This window comes from Pseudomonas sp. P9_35, from assembly GCF_034008205.1.
Classification (GTDB): Bacteria; Pseudomonadota; Gammaproteobacteria; order Pseudomonadales; family Pseudomonadaceae; genus Aquipseudomonas; species Aquipseudomonas kilonensis.
This window is the reverse complement of sequence record NZ_CP125373.1, coordinates 3905595-3920959: the sequence shown is the minus strand read 5'-3', so window position 1 is coordinate 3920959 and position 15365 is coordinate 3905595. Positions and strand designations below refer to the sequence as shown.

The window sequence follows — 15365 nt, the reverse complement described above, 5'->3', positions numbered from 1 at the left end:
ATGATGCGCGCGATCAGGCCTGTGGTTCGGCCGGGGCAGGGTCATCGTTGGCGGCCACGGTCGGCAGCTCTGGCGGTACGTCCTGGGGGCGCGCCGACTTGATTTCCTGCAGGCCTTCGGTGTTGGCGATCACGTCGCGCAGCAGCTTGTCCAGGTCGTCGTTGCCATCGAGTTTGGTCAACAGGTCCCGCAGGCGTTGGCGTGCTTCGAACAACCGGCGCAGCGGCGTGACCTGCTCCACGACCTTGACCGGATCGAAGTCGTCGATGTGACGGAAGTTGAGTTCGATGTTGAGCTTGCTGTCGTCGCCGCTGAGGGTGTTGTTCACCTGGAGCGTGGCGCGGGGGGAGATGGAGGCGAGCACCTCGTTGAAATTATCCCGATCGATTTCGGTAAAACGCCGCTCATTGAGCTTGGGCAGCGGGTCCAGTGGTTTGCCCGAGAGGTCGGCCAGAATGCCGACAACCAGTGGCAATTCTTTTTTCTCGATGGCGTTGCCGATTTCCACGTCATAGGTGATCTGGACGCGGGGAGGGCGGACTCTGTCGAGCTTGTGCTGGGTACTTTCTGCCATGGCGGCCGACTCCGATGCATGTGCGGGCGCAATGCATCGGGAGTCCCGCTCATCGCAATCCCTTGCTGATCCACAGGTTGCAAATGGACGGCAGAAAACCTGTCATTCCCTTGACGAACCTGGCGCATTCGACCGTGTGGGTCGAACTACCCAAGACGCTAGAACAGGTCTATAAAAAAGCAAGCAAAAACAATTTTTGACCGCAGAGAAAAGGAAGATTCATTTTGCGTGGGTTTTTTTTCGGATTTTTTTTGAGCCTGGCGCTCACCGGTTGCTCGCTTTTTGCCCCCAGCGTCGACCTGGACAGCCTGACCCTGGACGTCGCGCCCCGGGCCAATGACGACACGCCGATCGCCGTGGACTTCATCGCGGTGAACGACCCGGACCTGCTCAAGCAGCTGTCGGGCATCACCGCCAGCCAATGGTTCGCCGAGCGCGAACAGTTCCAGCGCGACTATCGTCAACTCATGTCGGTGTGGGGGCTGGAGCTGGTTCCGGGGCAATTCATCGACCGCCAACCCTTCCCGTTGGAGGGCCGGCGCGCCGCTGGACTTTTGGTCTTCGCCAGCTATAACACTCCCGGAGCCCACCGGCTTCGGTTGGACGATCAGCGCCAGGCCTGGCTGAAGTTCGACAGTCGCGAGATGACCCTCGTGAATGATGGGGCTCGATGACAGCCAGCCTTGAGTGACCGCGGGCCGCCATGCGCGGCGACATTGGGATGTCGAAGGGAGTCGTATGAGTCTGTTACCTGACGCGGTGTGCTGGCATGAGGGCATGCAATTGCTGCCCCAGCATTTTCAATTGCAAGGGCTGCGTGCCGAGGCCCTGGCTGCGTATTTTGCCGGGGCCTGCAACCCTTGGTTCTGGGGTGTCAGCCAGTTGGAAGTCGATCCTTCGGCCCTCAGCGCCGGCCAGGTGCGGCTGCTGCAATTGCAGGGCACCTTGCCGGACGGCCTGCCGGTCAACCTGCAGGCTGGTGTCGGGCCGACCCTGGAGCTGGACATCGGAGAGGCGATCGACAAGACCGACGATGCCACCGTGACTGTGTACCTGGCCGTCAGCCCGCTGTGGCGCGCCGGGCAATTGGTGCCGCTCAAGGGGCGCCTGCAATCGGTGGTCGGCGAGGCGTTGCCAGACCTCACCAGCGGTGCATTTCCCGAGTCGATCACCGTCTGGCGACCCAACCCGAGGCTGTGCACGCAACTGAGCAAGGCCGATTCGATCTGCCTGCCGCTGTTGCGCATCCGCAAGGAGGGCGGTGGCTTCTGGCGCGTGCCCTACACCCCACCGACGCCGATCCTGTTGCCGGAGTCGGCCCTCGGTCGACGGGTCGCCGGGGTATGCGCCCGGGCCCGGGAAAAGTGCATGTTTCTCGCTGGTCGCTTGCGCCAGGCCCAGGCGGCCGGCAACCAGGACGATGCCATGGAGATCCGCCGGCAATTGACCGCCTTGTGGGCGCGCTTGCCGGAAGTCGAAGGCGCGCTGAACACCCGGGTGGCAACGCCCCAGGCGCTCTACGGTTTGCTGCTGGGGCTGGCCGGGAGCTGGTCGGCCCTCGATCCGCTGGCGGGCGTCCCGGCCTTCGCACCGCTGGATTTCCTCGAATTGCAGCGCGGCTACGAGCCGTTGCTCGACTGGCTGGAAACCACCCTGGAGCTGATTCGTGCCGGCTATCGCAGCCTGGCTTTCGAGCGCAACGAGCAGGTCTTTTCGATCCAGTTGCCTGACGACCAACCGGACCAACGCCTGGTGATCGGCCTGCGCATGCCCAACGGCGCCAGCGAGCAGGCGGCGGGCGAGTGGTTGCGCGGGGCGATCATTGCGTCGGCGCGGCACATCCCGCTGCTCAGCCGACAACGCATGAGCGGTCTGCCCCACCAGGCCATGAGCCGCAACGAACAGGTGGCCTACAGCGTGGGCGACGACACCCGTTTGTTTGTGGTGGCCGCCAGCGGGCAATGGTTCGACGCGCAATTGCCGCTGCACATCGTGGCGCCGGCATCGGCCCAGGCCAGCAGCCCGTGGCAAGTGGTGTTGTTCGTGGCGCAAGCCAGTGAAAGTGCCTGATCGCAAAAGGGGAGTCGTATGCCTGATGGAAGTGGCGGGGCGGTTCGGAGTCTGCATGAGGCGCCGCTGAGCAGCGCTTTTCGCCAGGCCTGGCTGAAGTGGTCCCAGGAATGGCAAGACTTGCCCAAGGACAGCGACCCTGCGGTATTGGTCAATCGGGTGGTGGAGTTTTCCGGGCGCAGCGCCCAGCGTCTGTGGCGGGTGGCCTTCGCCACCGTCGGCGATGCCGCGACCGAGCAGGTCAAGTCGCTGGTCTATGCCTTCGTGGCGCTGGTGGACGAAACCTTGCTGTTCAGCCCCTGGCCCGGACAACTGGCCTGGCAGCAGCACCCCCTCGAATCACGCATGTATGCCAGTCGCCAGGCTGGCGAGCGTTTGCCGGCGGCGATCAAGAAACTGCTGGACGAGCAGATGCCCGGCACCCGGGACCTGGCGAATGTCTACCTGCAATGCCTGATCCTCGGGTTCCAGGGGCGATTGCGTGGTGAGCCGGGCCAGGTCCAGCATGAGAAATGGCGCCTGGCGTTGTTCACGTTTGCCTGGCAGCACGAACCCGATTATGTCGATGTCAGCCAGCGCCTGGCGCTGTCTTCGGCGACGCCGCCAGTGCGCATGCCGGTGCAGCAATCGCTGCCGGACGGCTTTCGCCTGGGGCTGGCGATCCTGGCGATGGTGTTGTTGCTGACCGGCTTGGGGCAGGTGTTCTGGCGTGACATTCGTTTGGAGCTCGAGCCGGTGCTGCAACTGAATGAATCGGTGGTTCAGGAGCAGGACTCATGAGCACCCTGAGCATCGTTGCCCTGGTGGTGCTCGCCATCGTCGTGGTGCTGTTGATCGCGGCCCTGATCTGGTGGCTGCGGACCCAGGGCGGGGCGGCGATCCGCAGTTTCTATGGGGCGGTGCGCCGCATGGAACAGGAGCAGGGCACCCGGGACCGCTATCAGATGCCTTGGCTGATGATGCTCGGCAACGAAAGCGACGGCGCCCAACTGTGCGCCCAATGGCGCTTGCAACCGACCGACAAGGCCGCCTGGTTCGGGCGCTGGTTTTCCGATGCCGAGGGCTCGGTGCTGGTGGTGCCCCAGGCGTTGTTCCTGCCCGATGAAGGCATGAACCGGCAACGGGGTAATTGGTGGCGCCTGTTGGGGCTGATGTTGCGCTTGCGCAGCAAGCGACCATTGGATGCGGTGATCTGGACGGTGCCGTTCAGCACCCTCGACGACATCGAACACACCACCGAGCTGAGCCTCAAGGTCCGGCGGTGCTTTATCGACTTGTTGCAACGGTTCGGCCTCAGCCTGCCGGTGTACGTGGTGATCACCGGGATGGAAGAGCTGCCCGGGGTCCAGGAACTGGTCAGCGCGCTGCCCGCCGAGGCGCGTGAATCGATGCTGGGCTGGTCCTCGCCCTATTTGCCGGATGCGGCCTGGCAGTCGCAGTGGAGTGACCAGGCCTTGGATCAGGTCAACGCGGCGCTGTCGCAGTCGATCATCGAGATCGGTGCGCTGTCGGGGCAATTGGGCAGCGATCTTTATGGGTTGCCGGAGCGCTTCGAAGGCTTGCGACGGGCCTTGCAGATCCTGCTGGAGCCGGTGTTCCAGGGCAATGCCCAGGGCGAAGCGCCGCGTTGTCGCGGGGTGTATTTCACTGCCAGCCAGGCGCCGGCTGTCAGCGGTGATGGTTTGACCGCCGCCGACAGTGTCCAGCGGCAAAGCGTGTTCGCCCGGCAGTTGTGGTCACGACGGCTGGTGGCTGAGGGTGGTTTGGCCCAACCTGTGCCGCGGCTGTTGCGCCTGCGCCAGCGCGGGCATCGGCTGGTCGGAGCGGTGGCGTTGGTGGTGGGGCTGGTCTGGTTGGGTGGCATGGTCTGGGTCTGGCACGATTCGGTGGAAGAAGCCGAAGGGCTGTCGCGCTTGATCCTCAGCACCCATAAGAACCACCTTGTGGTCGACCCTGACGAACCGCAGTTGGAACCGACCCGGCACAACGTGCAGAACTACTGGAACATGTTGGAAAAGGCCCCGCGCTGGCGCTTTGTCTCGGTGGTCTTTCCCACTTCGTGGTTCTCTTGCGTGGACACGCAGCTGGAGAATGGGTTGCGCCTGACTGCTCGGCGCCATTGGATATTGCCTCTGCGGGACCTGCTCAATTCAGACCTGGAGCAGCTCAAATCCATCCGCAACACCGAGCGGCGGGGCAATGTGGAGAACGAAGACCCGGCGCAATGGCAGAGCTACGTGAAGGCCAAGGCGCTGGTGGACCTGGCGGTACGCCTTGAACAGCACAACCAGATGTTCAGCCAGGTGGTGAACGATCCCAAGGCACCGCTGGACGAACTGGTGCAACTGAGCAACACCGCCTTGTCCCTGGGGCTCAATACCGGCACCTTGAGCCGGCCACGGTTCTATAACCGGGTGCTGTTCGATGCCCAGAACAGCGATTTGAAAGGGCTGGACCTGAACGCCGCGCGCCCGGTGATCTCCGATAACTTCACCGGCCTGATGCAGCGCTGGCTGGACCATTACTTCCTGGCGGACAACTTCGTGCGCCAGGCCGGGTACCTCAAGCTGCACCTGCAACGGCTGGAGGCCGGCAGTGGCAATTCGTTGAGCGAACTCGAAGACCTGATGGCGCTGATCGACGATTTGCAGACGCTGGTCAGCCTGACCAACTCGGCCTGGGGGCGGGGCAAGGGCCAGGACCTGGTGCCCGGTTACAGCCAGATGCTGGACAAGGTCAGCCACAGCACTTTGCTGGGGCCGGATATCGAGCAGGACCTGGAGAGCCAGGCGGCGAAGTTGCAGCAGAGCTTTCGTGACCAGTGGATCGTCCAGACCGGCTCCCGGGACAATCTGCTGGTGCAACAGGGCAGTGGCCTGTTGGTCCTGCAAGACCATGTCACGGCGCTGGATGGTGCGGTGCAGGCGCTGTTCAAGCGTGATTTCGTGGCGCTGGCCATGCAGAAGGATCCGTCGGGCAACAACCCCGATTCGATGGGCCAGGGCGATGGCAGCGATGATTTCAGCGTCGCGCTGAACTACTTCGCCAGCTACAAGAGCTATGCCAATGAAGAAATGCCGCGCATTCCGCCGGATTACCGTGACGCGCTGATGCAGGCCGCTGAAGGCGCCGCGGCCCGGGCCATGTGGTTGAGCCTGGATGAAAGCGACGAGGCGCTGCCCGGCATGGGCTTCAATGTGCAAACGACCCAGGCCGTTGCGCTGCAAAAAGCCTTCATGGACGTGCACCGTGGCGACCTGGCGATGCGTTTCCAACGTCTGCTCAATCGCCGGGCATTGGCGCAGCTCAAGAGTGGCCTGGACGAAATCGATGCCCAGCCGCTGTTCAGCCAGCGGGCCGATGTCCAGCGTTGGGACGGTTCGAAAAACTTCGGCTTGCAACTCTACGGTGCCAGCGATCCACAAGACCTGAAGCTGAACCTGGCCCAGCAATTCGGCGCGATGTTGCAGATCGCCGAGCAGCGAATGCCCGCGCTGGAATGGTTGATCGTCCAGCAGGACAACCTGTCGGCCCTGGAGCACGACCAGGTGGCACGTTTCATGGCCCTCAACGATGAGCTGCTCAAGTACAAGAATCAGAACCCGGCCAGCTCGGCGGCCCAACTGGAACAATTGGTCAGCCGGGACTTTATCGCCATGGACACCACCTCCTGCGCGCAGATCTTGCAGACCTCCAGCCTGCCTGGTGGTCGCGGTGACCTGGCCCTGCGCACGGTCGCGTTGCAGCAGGGCGCCCTGCAACGGTGCCTGTACCTGCAACAGAACCAGGCCGCGACCGCCTGGAATGACGTCGCCAACTATTTCAATCAGTACCTTGCCGGGCGCTTCCCGTTTTCTCAGGATGTGCGGGCCAGCGATGCCGACCCGGCGCGGGTCCAGCATTTGCTGGAACTGATCGACACACGCCTGCCCCTGGCCCAGGCCGGGCTGACGTTGAGCCAGACGCCAGAGCGGCTGGCGGCCGAGGATTTCCTCAACCGTTTGAAACAGGCCGGTACTTGGCTCGGGCCGCTGTTCGTACGGGACAAGAGTGGCATCCTGGGGGTGGAAATGGACGTGCGCTGGCGCACCGATCGCGATGAAGAGCGTGGCGCCGACCAGGTGATCGCCTGGAGCCTGGACGCCGGCAACCAACAGATCAGCTACCCCGGCGGCGGCCAGCAGAACCTGCGCTGGATGGTCGGCCAGCCCGTGCGCCTGACCTTGCGCTGGGCCCGCAACGGTTATCAGCGTCCGGCCAACGACCCGCTGCAACCGAACCTGGTGGTGCGCGACCTGGAGGCCGGCTGGGAGTACCAGGGGCCTTGGTCATTGCTGCGCCTGATGCGCTCGCAGGTGGCGAGTCAGCGCCAGCCGAATGTCGACTACACCGATTTCCCCCTGGCCCTGCAACTGCCGGTCATTGCCCAGACCCAGGCCCGCACGGCGGAGCAGACACTGATGTTCGTGCGCCTGTCGTTGATGAGCCAGGGCTCCAAGCTGCCGTTGTCGATCCCGCCGCTACCGACGCGGGCACCCCGTTCACCTTTCATGGCGAGCGCATCGAGCCCCGCCATCGCCACCCGTGAGGAGGGCCTGTGAGCTTGCCGATATCGCCTTTGCCTGAGCTGGTCAGCCAGTTGCTCGAGCCGATCAGCGCCGAATCGCCCTGCGGCCCGGACCTGCGCTACGAACCGGAATATGACCAGTTGCGCGAATTGCGCCGGGAGGACGATACCAGCCTGCCCACCGGTGTGTGGCAGTCTTCGATCAAGCGCGCCCTGTGGCCGGACCTGGAACGGCTCGCGACCACGTTGCTGCTGGAGCGCAGCAAGGACCTGATGATCAGCGCCTGGCTGGGGGAGGCCTGGCTGCATATGGCCGGGCTGGAGGGATTGCCGGGTAGCCTGGCGCTGGTGGCGGGACTGTGTGAGCGCTATCCGGAGCAGTTGCACCCCCAGGCCGAGGAAGGCGACCAGTCTTGGCGGGTGATCCCCCTGGAGTGGTTGGCCCGTCGCTACAGCGAAGTGCTGCTCACGCGGGTGCCGTTGTTCGACGGCCGGGAACAGGCCTTCGCCGCTTTCTGCCTGGACGACTGGCAACGCTTGCAGCGCCAGCAAGTGTTGGTCAACGACAGCAAGAACGCCAAGGCCTCGGCCGAAGCGGCGCGCAACGATCAAAAGAAACTCGGCGAACTGATTCGCAACACACCCTTGTCGTTCTGGTTGCATCGCCAAGGCAGCCTGATGTTGAGCCTGCAACACCTGCAACGGCTCGAAGCCTGGAGCGACGCTTACCTGGGCAACCTGGCCCCGGGCTACAAATCCCTGCAGGACGTGATGCAGGCCTTGCTGACACTGGTAGAGGAGTTCATCGCGATGCACCCACAGCAACCCACCGTCGCGCCGGTGCAAACGTCCCCGGCGTCCACGACGTCGACGTCCCAGCCGCAGGCGGCACCTGCCCAGGTCTTCCAGGAACCGGCCAATCGTGAAGAGGCCTATCGGCAGTTACTGGTCATCGCCGGTTACCTGGCTCGTACCGAACCCCACAGCCCGGTGCCCTACCTGATCCGACGCGGCGTGGAGTGGGGCAACAAGCCGTTGAGCGAGCTGTTGGGTGAACTGATCAGTGCCGATGCCGAATCCCGGCGCTTGTGGACGTTATTGGGCGTTCTCTAACGCTCCTCGTCGGGCCACGGTACTGGTGTCAACACCGGTTTGCCGGAAAAGAACGCGGTCAGGTTCTGGCCCACCAGCTCTACCATGGCGCGGGTCGCTTCCGGCGACAGGCCGGCCACGTGGGGGGTGAGGACGACGTTGGGCAGGTTCTTCAGCGCCTGCGGCACCTCGGGCTCGTGATCGAACACATCCAGGGCCGCTCCGGCTATTCGCCGGTGCTCCAGGGCGCTGATCAGATCGGCGGTGGCAACCACGCTGGCCCTGGCGACGTTCACCAGAAAGCCTTTTGGGCCGAGCGCATCGAGGGTCTGCTTGTTGATCAATTGCCGGGTATCCAGGCCGCCTGGCGTGGCGACGATCAGGAAGTCCGAGACCCGCGCCAGTTCCGTGGGAGTGGCGCAGAAGGTGTAGGGCACGTCGTTGCGCACCCGGCGATTGTGATAGCTGATACTCATGTCAAAGCCCAGGGCGGCCCGTTTGGCGATCGCCATGCCCACCGCGCCAAGGCCCAACACGCCCAGCCGCTTACCCGCCAGAGAGGGGCGCGAAACCCTTGGCCATTCGCCCCGTCGCAGGGCGGCATCGGAGTGGGGTATGTCGCGCACCAACGCCAGCAACAGCGCCATGGCATGGTCAGCCACCGACGACGCGTTGACCCCGGCGCCGTTAGTGACCACGATGCCCCGATGGCGTGCGGCCTGCAGGTCTACTTGTTCGTAACCGGCACCGATCACGCAGATGATTTTCAGGTTGGGCAGGGCGGCGATCTCTTCCTCCGTCAGGCCCAGGGGGCCGCGGGTCAGCACTGCGCTGAAGCGTTCACCGTGTTCGAAAATCGCCGTCTTGCGTTCGGCAGGCGTGGGCGCCAATTCCAGGTGGTAACCCTGCTTCTCGAGAATAGGCAGGCATTCATTGACGGTTTCAACCAGTACCAGAACGGTTGCGGTCATGCTGGGCTCCTGTGGGCGCTGGGGCGATTTCAAGTATTCAACCTGATTGTAGGAGCCGGGGGCAGGGGGGCTTGGCTTTTTATGTGCATTTCGGTCGTAGTAGTGAGTACATATCCATTTCTGCGGTAACGGCCGCTTAGGGTTCCGCCCTGACGGCGGCTCACTTTTGAAAAGCGCAAAAGTAAGCAAAACGCTTTTGCCCCACCACTTGGTGCCTCGCCTAGGCTCGGCATGCCCTCACTCCGGCATTGCTCCGTGGGCCGCCGCGAAGGGCCATCCATGGCCCAGCGCGGCTAACCCGGCATCCATGCCGGGTTGCCCACTCCACAATGCCTGCGTTCGGCCATCGTGGTTAACGGGGCGCCCGAGATCAACGTCCACGCCGAGGCGGCCTAGTAGCCGGCCTGGCTCTCCCGGTCGTACACCCATCAGATCTGTTTGATCAGGACCTGTGGGAGCAAAGCTTGCTCGCGAGGCGGCTTTATAGCCGACCTGGTTCTCCCGGTCGTACACCCATCAGATCTGTTTGAGCAGGACCTGTGGGAGCAAAGCTTGCTCGCGAGGCGGCTTTATAGCCGGCCTGGCTCTCCCGGTCGTACACCCATCAGATCTGTTTGATCAGGACCTGTGGAAGCAAAGCTTGCTCGCGAAGGCGGCGGTACATTCAGCGCTGATGCAAGCTGACCCTCCGCTATCGCGAGCAAGCTCCCACAGGGAATGCAGGGATAATTCTATGGCGGCGATCTGATACGCATAACCGCTCCTCAGCTAAGCCTTTGCTTCTGCTCGCGAATCCCGGACAATCGCGCCCCTGTTTCGGCCAGGGCGCTGCCTGTCGGGCTTTTCCGACTCGTCCTGGCCGGGTGCATGTGACCGGAATACGGAGATCCGCCCGGATGAATGATCAGGCCAATAGCGTCGAAGAGCGCTTTGAAACGACAGTCCCAGCCACCCTCAGCCAGTGGAGTCGCCAGGACACCACGTGGATGCTGGGCCTGTTTGGCACCGCCATCGGTGCAGGTACTCTGTTTTTACCCATCAATGCGGGCCTGGGCGGCTTCTGGCCGTTGCTGATCCTGGCGGTGCTGGCGTTCCCCATGACGTTCTATGCCCACCGGGGCCTGACCCGTTTCGTGTTATCCGGTCGCGACGGCGCGGACATCACCGAGGTGGTGGAAGAACATTTCGGCCTCAAGGCCGGTGCGCTGATCACGCTGCTGTACTTCTTTGCCATTTTCCCGATCCTGCTGATCTACAGCGTGGCGTTGACCAACACGGTGGGCAGTTTCCTGGAGCATCAGTTGCATATCCAGCCGCCTCCTCGGGCTGTGCTGTCCCTGGTGCTGATCCTGGGCCTGCTGGCGGTGGTCCGCTGTGGCGAGCAGGCGATCGTCAAGGCCATGAGCCTGATGGTCTACCCGTTCATCGTTGCGCTGCTGTTCCTGGCGGTGTTCCTGATTCCCCACTGGAGCGGCGGCATCCTGACCACGGCGTCCACGCCGCCTGAGGCTTCGGCGCTGCTGCATACCTTGTGGCTGGCGATCCCGGTGATGGTATTCTCGTTCAACCATTCACCGATCATCTCGGCCTTTGCGGTGGACCAGAAACGCCGCTACGGCGGCAACGCCGAGGAGCGCAGTTCGCAGATCCTGTCGCGCGCCCATGTGCTGATGGTGGTGATGGTGCTGTTCTTCGTGTTCAGCTGCGTGCTGACCCTGACCCCGGCGCAACTGGCCGAAGCCAAGGCGCAGAACCTGTCGATCCTGTCGTACCTGGCCAACCACTTCAGCAACCCGACCATCGCCTTTGCCGCGCCGTTGATTGCGTTTGTCGCCATCTCCAAGTCGTTCCTGGGGCACTACATCGGCGCCAGCGAAGGCCTCAAGGGCTTGATCGTCAAGAGCGGCCGCCGCCCGGCGCCCAAGACCCTGGACCGCCTCACCGCGGCGTTCATGCTGGTGGTGTGCTGGATCGTCGCTACCCTCAACCCGAGCATCCTGGGCATGATCGAAACCTTGGGGGGGCCGGTTATCGCAGCGATCCTGTTCCTGATGCCGATGTATGCCATTCGCAAAGTCCCGGCCATGGCCCGTTATCGCGGCCAGGCTTCGAATGTCTTCGTTACGTTGGTGGGTTTGGTGGCGATTACGGCTTTGGTTTATTCCCTCTTGGCTTAGGCCTTTATTGGGGGGGCGAGGTTGGTGTGTATATCCGTTTCTGCGGTAACGGCGGCTTAGGGTTCCGCCCTGACGGCGGGTCACTTTCGAAAAGCGCGAAAGTAACCAAAGCGCTTCTGCCCCACCACTTGGCACCTCGCCTAGGCTCGGTGTGCCCTCACTCCGGCATTGCTCCGTGGGCCGCCGCGAAGGGCCATCCATGGCCCAGCGCGGCTATCCCGGCATCCATGCCGGGATGCCCACTCCACAATGCCTGCGTTCGGCCAGCGTGGTTAACGGGGCGCCCGAGATCAACGTCCACGCCGAGGCGGCCTTATAGCCGACCTGGTTCTTTGTGGGACCGTGTTTTTCCTGTGGGAGCGGGCTTGCTCGCGAAGGCGGTGTGTCAGTTTACGGTGATGTTGGATGTGCCGGCCTCATCGCGAGCAAGCTCGCTCCCACAGGTTTTGCGGTGTATATGGGTTTTGTGTTTGCTGAAGATCCCCTGTGGGAGCGAGCTTGCTCGCGATAGCGGAGGCTCAGCCACATAGATGCTGGCATGTATCCCGCTCTTGCTCTTGCTCTTGCTCTTGCTTTGGATCTTGATCTTGATCTCGACGCCCCGTTAAACCACGCTGGCCGAACGCAGGCATTGCGCAGTGGGCACCTCGGCATGGATGCCGAGGTAGCCGCGCTGGGCCATGGATGGCCCTTCGCGGCGGCCCACGGAGCAATGCCGGAGTGAGGGCACACCGAGCCTAGGCGAGGTGCCGAGTGGTGGGGCAAAGCGCTTTTGGTTACTTTGGCGCTCTTCCAAAAGTGACCCGCTGTAAGAGCGGAACCCTAAGCCGCCGTTACCGCAGCAACGGATATGTCCCCAACAAAAAGGCATTCCCCGAAATAGACAGGCAAAAAAAAACGCCGCCCCTAGCAAGAAGGGCGGCGTTTTCAGTCGGGCGTTTTAAGCTTTAGGCTTGAACGACCGGGATGTTGGCGTTTGCAGCCGCTTCACGGAACTCGGCGATCTGGTCGAAGCTCAGGTAGCGGTACACGTCCGCTGCCATGCTGTCGATCTTGCCGGCGTATTCCATGTACTCCTCGACGGTCGGCAAGCGACCCAGGATGGACGCAACGGACGCCAGTTCGGCCGAAGCCAGGTAGACGTTCGCGCCGTCACCCAGACGGTTCGGGAAGTTACGGGTCGAAGTCGACACCACGGTGGCGTTTGGCTCGACGCGTGCCTGGTTACCCATGCACAGCGAGCAGCCTGGCATTTCCATCCGTGCACCGGCCTTGCCGTAGATGCCGTAGTAGCCTTCTTCGGTGAGCTGGTGAGCGTCCATCTTGGTCGGCGGCGACAGCCACAGGCGGGTTGGCAGCTGGCCCTTGACCTGCTCCAGCAGCTTGCCGGCAGCGCGGAAGTGACCAATGTTGGTCATGCACGAACCGATGAACACTTCGTCGATCTTCTCGCCAGCAACGCTGGACAGCAGACGGGCGTCGTCCGGATCGTTCGGCGCGCAGAGCACAGGCTCGCTGATGTCGGCCAAGTCGATTTCGATGACTTCGGCGTATTCGGCGTCGGCATCGGCTTCCATCAGTTGCGGGTTGGCGATCCAGGCTTCCATCGCTTGGGCGCGACGTTCCAGGGTACGTGCATCACCGTAGCCTTCGCCGATCATCCAGCGCAGCAGGGTGACGTTGGATTGCAGGTACTCGGTGATCGACTCTTTCGACAGCTTGATGGTGCAACCGGCAGCCGAACGCTCGGCCGAGGCGTCGGACAGTTCGAAAGCCTGTTCCAGGGTCAAGCCTTCCAGGCCTTCGATTTCCAGGATGCGGCCGGAGAAGGCGTTTTTCTTGCCTTTCTTCTCGACGGTCAACAGACCGTTCTGGATGGCGAAGTACGGAATGGCATGAACCAGGTCACGCAGGGTGATGCCAGGTTTCATTTTGCCCTTGAAGCGCACCAGGATCGATTCCGGCATGTCCAGCGGCATGACGCCGGTGGCTGCGGCGAACGCGACCAGGCCGGAACCGGCTGGGAACGAGATGCCCATCGGGAAACGGGTGTGCGAGTCGCCACCGGTGCCCACGGTGTCTGGCAGCAGCATGCGGTTCAGCCACGAGTGGATGATGCCGTCGCCCGGACGCAGGGAAACGCCGCCGCGGGTCATGATGAAGTCAGGCAGGGTGTGGTGGGTGGTGACGTCGATCGGCTTTGGATAGGCCGCGGTGTGGCAGAAGGACTGCATCACCAGGTCAGCCGAGAAGCCCAGGCACGCCAGGTCTTTCAGTTCGTCACGGGTCATTGGACCGGTGGTGTCCTGGGAACCCACGGTGGTCATTTTCGGTTCGCAGTAGGTACCAGGACGTACGCCTTGGCCTTCTGCCAGACCGCAAGCCTTGCCGACCATCTTCTGCGCCAGGGTGAAACCCTTGGTGCTTTCAGCGGGGGCTTCAGGCTTCTTGAACAGGTCGAACGCTGGCAGGCCCAGCTCGGCGCGAGCCTTCTCGGTCAGGCCACGGCCAATGATCAGCGGAATACGACCGCCGGCACGGACTTCGTCCAACAGCACAGGGGTCTTCATTTCGAAGGTGGTGATGACTTCGTCGGTACCGTGCTTGCAGACTTTGCCGGCATGCGGGTACAGGTCGATCACGTCGCCCATGTTCATGTTCGAAACGTCGAACTCGATTGGCAGTGCGCCGGCATCTTCCATGGTGTTGTAGAAGATCGGAGCGATTTTGCTGCCGAAGCAGAAACCGCCAGCGCGCTTGTTCGGCACATAAGGAATGTCGTCGCCGAAGAACCACAGCACCGAGTTGGTCGCCGATTTACGCGAGGAACCGGTACCGACCACGTCACCGACGTAGGCGATCGGGAAGCCTTGGCCGCGCATTTCTTCGATCTGCTTCATCGGGCCGGTCTTGCCTTGCTCGTCCGGAACGATGCCGTCACGGGCCATTTTCAGCATGGCCAGGGCGTGCAGCGGGATGTCAGGACGCGACCAGGCGTCTGGAGCAGGGGACAGGTCGTCGGTGTTGGTTTCGCCGGTGACCTTGAACACACGCAGGCTGATCTTGTCGGCCAGCACCGGGCGCTTCTTGAACCACTCGCCGTCAGCCCAGGATTGCAGCACGGCCTTGGCGTGAACGTTGCCGTTCTTGGCTTTTTCAGCCACGTCGTGGAAGGCATCGAACATCAGCAGGGTGTGCTTGAGTTCTTCGGCGGCTACCGGCGCCAGCTCGGCGTCGTCCAGCAGCTCCACCAGGGTCACGATGTTATAGCCGCCCTGCATGGTGCCGAGCAGTTCAACGGCACGCTTGTTGTCCAGCAGAGGGGATTGGGCCTGGCCCTTGGCCAGGGCGGACAGGAAACCGGCCTTGACGTAGGCAGCCTCGTCGACTCCAGGCGGAACGCGATTGGTGATCAGGTCAACGAGGAAAGCTTCTTCGCCAGCCGGAGGATTTTTCAGCAGCTCGATCAGGCCTGCGGTTTGTTCGGCGTTAAGCGGCTGGGGAACGATACCCAGGGCTGCGCGCTCTTCGATATGTTTGCGGTAGGCTTCAAGCACAGTTATTACCCTCATCAGTGGTCCCAAATGGGTGTCCGGGACGCTCATCCAGGAACCCACGGTACTCATGCGCGTCGGCGGCTTTTTGAGCCGCCAGGCCAGAGTTTCCGCACGTTCCTCACAGAAGCTGCTTTCAAAGTTTTACGCCTGCAGAACGGGGAGCTGATGAGGGTTGGCGTTGGGCTTTCCCCGCTGGAAAGACCCTTCGCCAACACCGCTCTGAAGGAACGACTGTGCTCGTGACGCTTTGAAAACAGCTTCTAACGGACATTGGCGCCTTAAAAGGCTGGCTGATTCTACGGGAAAAAAAAATTAAAGGTAAGTTGGGCCTGGAAGTTTGAGGGGTGATCAATCTTA

General features: G+C 62.6%; 10 protein-coding genes. 7 read left to right on the top strand and 3 right to left on the bottom strand.

Annotated elements, in window-relative coordinates; translation table 11 throughout:
- Window positions 1–13: 13 nt before the first annotated feature.
- Window positions 14–574 (bottom strand): type VI secretion system contractile sheath small subunit, encoded by a 561-nt coding sequence (tssB, locus tag QMK47_RS17020; protein WP_018605731.1) that lies wholly within the window; start codon window positions 572–574, stop codon window positions 14–16.
- A gap of 224 nt (window positions 575–798) precedes the next feature.
- On the opposite strand from tssB, the gene QMK47_RS17015 reads away from it, so the two are divergent.
- The 5 genes from QMK47_RS17015 to tssA all read left to right on the top strand — a co-directional run bounded on the left by QMK47_RS17015 (window position 799) and on the right by tssA (window position 8324).
- Window positions 799–1248: a hypothetical protein gene (locus QMK47_RS17015; RefSeq protein ID WP_018605733.1), complete on the top strand. Its 450-nt coding sequence runs from the start codon at window positions 799–801 to the stop codon at window positions 1246–1248.
- Between the two features lie 64 nt (window positions 1249–1312).
- Entirely contained in the window at window positions 1313–2644 is a 1332-nt protein-coding gene (tssK, locus tag QMK47_RS17010) for a type VI secretion system baseplate subunit TssK (protein WP_258688447.1), read from the top strand.
- Between the two features lie 18 nt (window positions 2645–2662).
- The gene (locus tag QMK47_RS17005; protein WP_212800111.1) at window positions 2663–3424 is read left to right on the top strand and encodes a DotU family type IV/VI secretion system protein; all 762 of its coding nucleotides are present in this window, start codon (window positions 2663–2665) and stop codon (window positions 3422–3424) included.
- Window positions 3421–7245 carry a type VI secretion system protein gene (locus QMK47_RS17000; protein WP_320388815.1) on the top strand — a complete coding sequence of 1275 codons (3825 nt, stop codon included), beginning with the start codon at window positions 3421–3423 and terminating at the stop codon, window positions 7243–7245. The genes QMK47_RS17005 and QMK47_RS17000 overlap by 4 nt, the downstream gene beginning before the upstream one ends.
- Window positions 7242–8324, top strand: a complete 1083-nt coding sequence (tssA, locus tag QMK47_RS16995) for a type VI secretion system protein TssA (protein WP_253475676.1) — start codon at window positions 7242–7244, stop codon at window positions 8322–8324. Before QMK47_RS17000 ends, tssA begins: the two co-directional genes overlap by 4 nt.
- Here the strand turns inward: tssA and QMK47_RS16990 are convergent.
- Window positions 8321–9274: a 2-hydroxyacid dehydrogenase gene (locus QMK47_RS16990; RefSeq protein WP_253475673.1), complete on the bottom strand. Its 954-nt coding sequence runs from the start codon at window positions 9272–9274 to the stop codon at window positions 8321–8323. The two genes, tssA and QMK47_RS16990, sit on opposite strands and share 4 nt — an antisense overlap.
- Before the next feature lie 896 nt (window positions 9275–10170).
- Between QMK47_RS16990 and QMK47_RS16985 the strand changes: the two genes are divergently transcribed.
- Window positions 10171–11451, top strand: coding sequence for a serine/threonine transporter (locus QMK47_RS16985; protein ID WP_253475670.1), 1281 nt, complete (start codon window positions 10171–10173; stop codon window positions 11449–11451).
- A gap of 175 nt (window positions 11452–11626) precedes the next feature.
- Complete coding sequence (locus tag QMK47_RS16980) at window positions 11627–11770, top strand: hypothetical protein (RefSeq protein ID WP_258691284.1); 144 nt, start codon at window positions 11627–11629, stop codon at window positions 11768–11770.
- Window positions 11771–12398: 628 nt separating this feature from the next.
- Here QMK47_RS16980 and acnB read toward each other — a convergent pair.
- Window positions 12399–15008 (bottom strand): bifunctional aconitate hydratase 2/2-methylisocitrate dehydratase, encoded by a 2610-nt coding sequence (acnB, locus tag QMK47_RS16975; protein WP_253478577.1) that lies wholly within the window; start codon window positions 15006–15008, stop codon window positions 12399–12401.
- Between the last annotated feature and the right edge of the window lie 357 nt (window positions 15009–15365).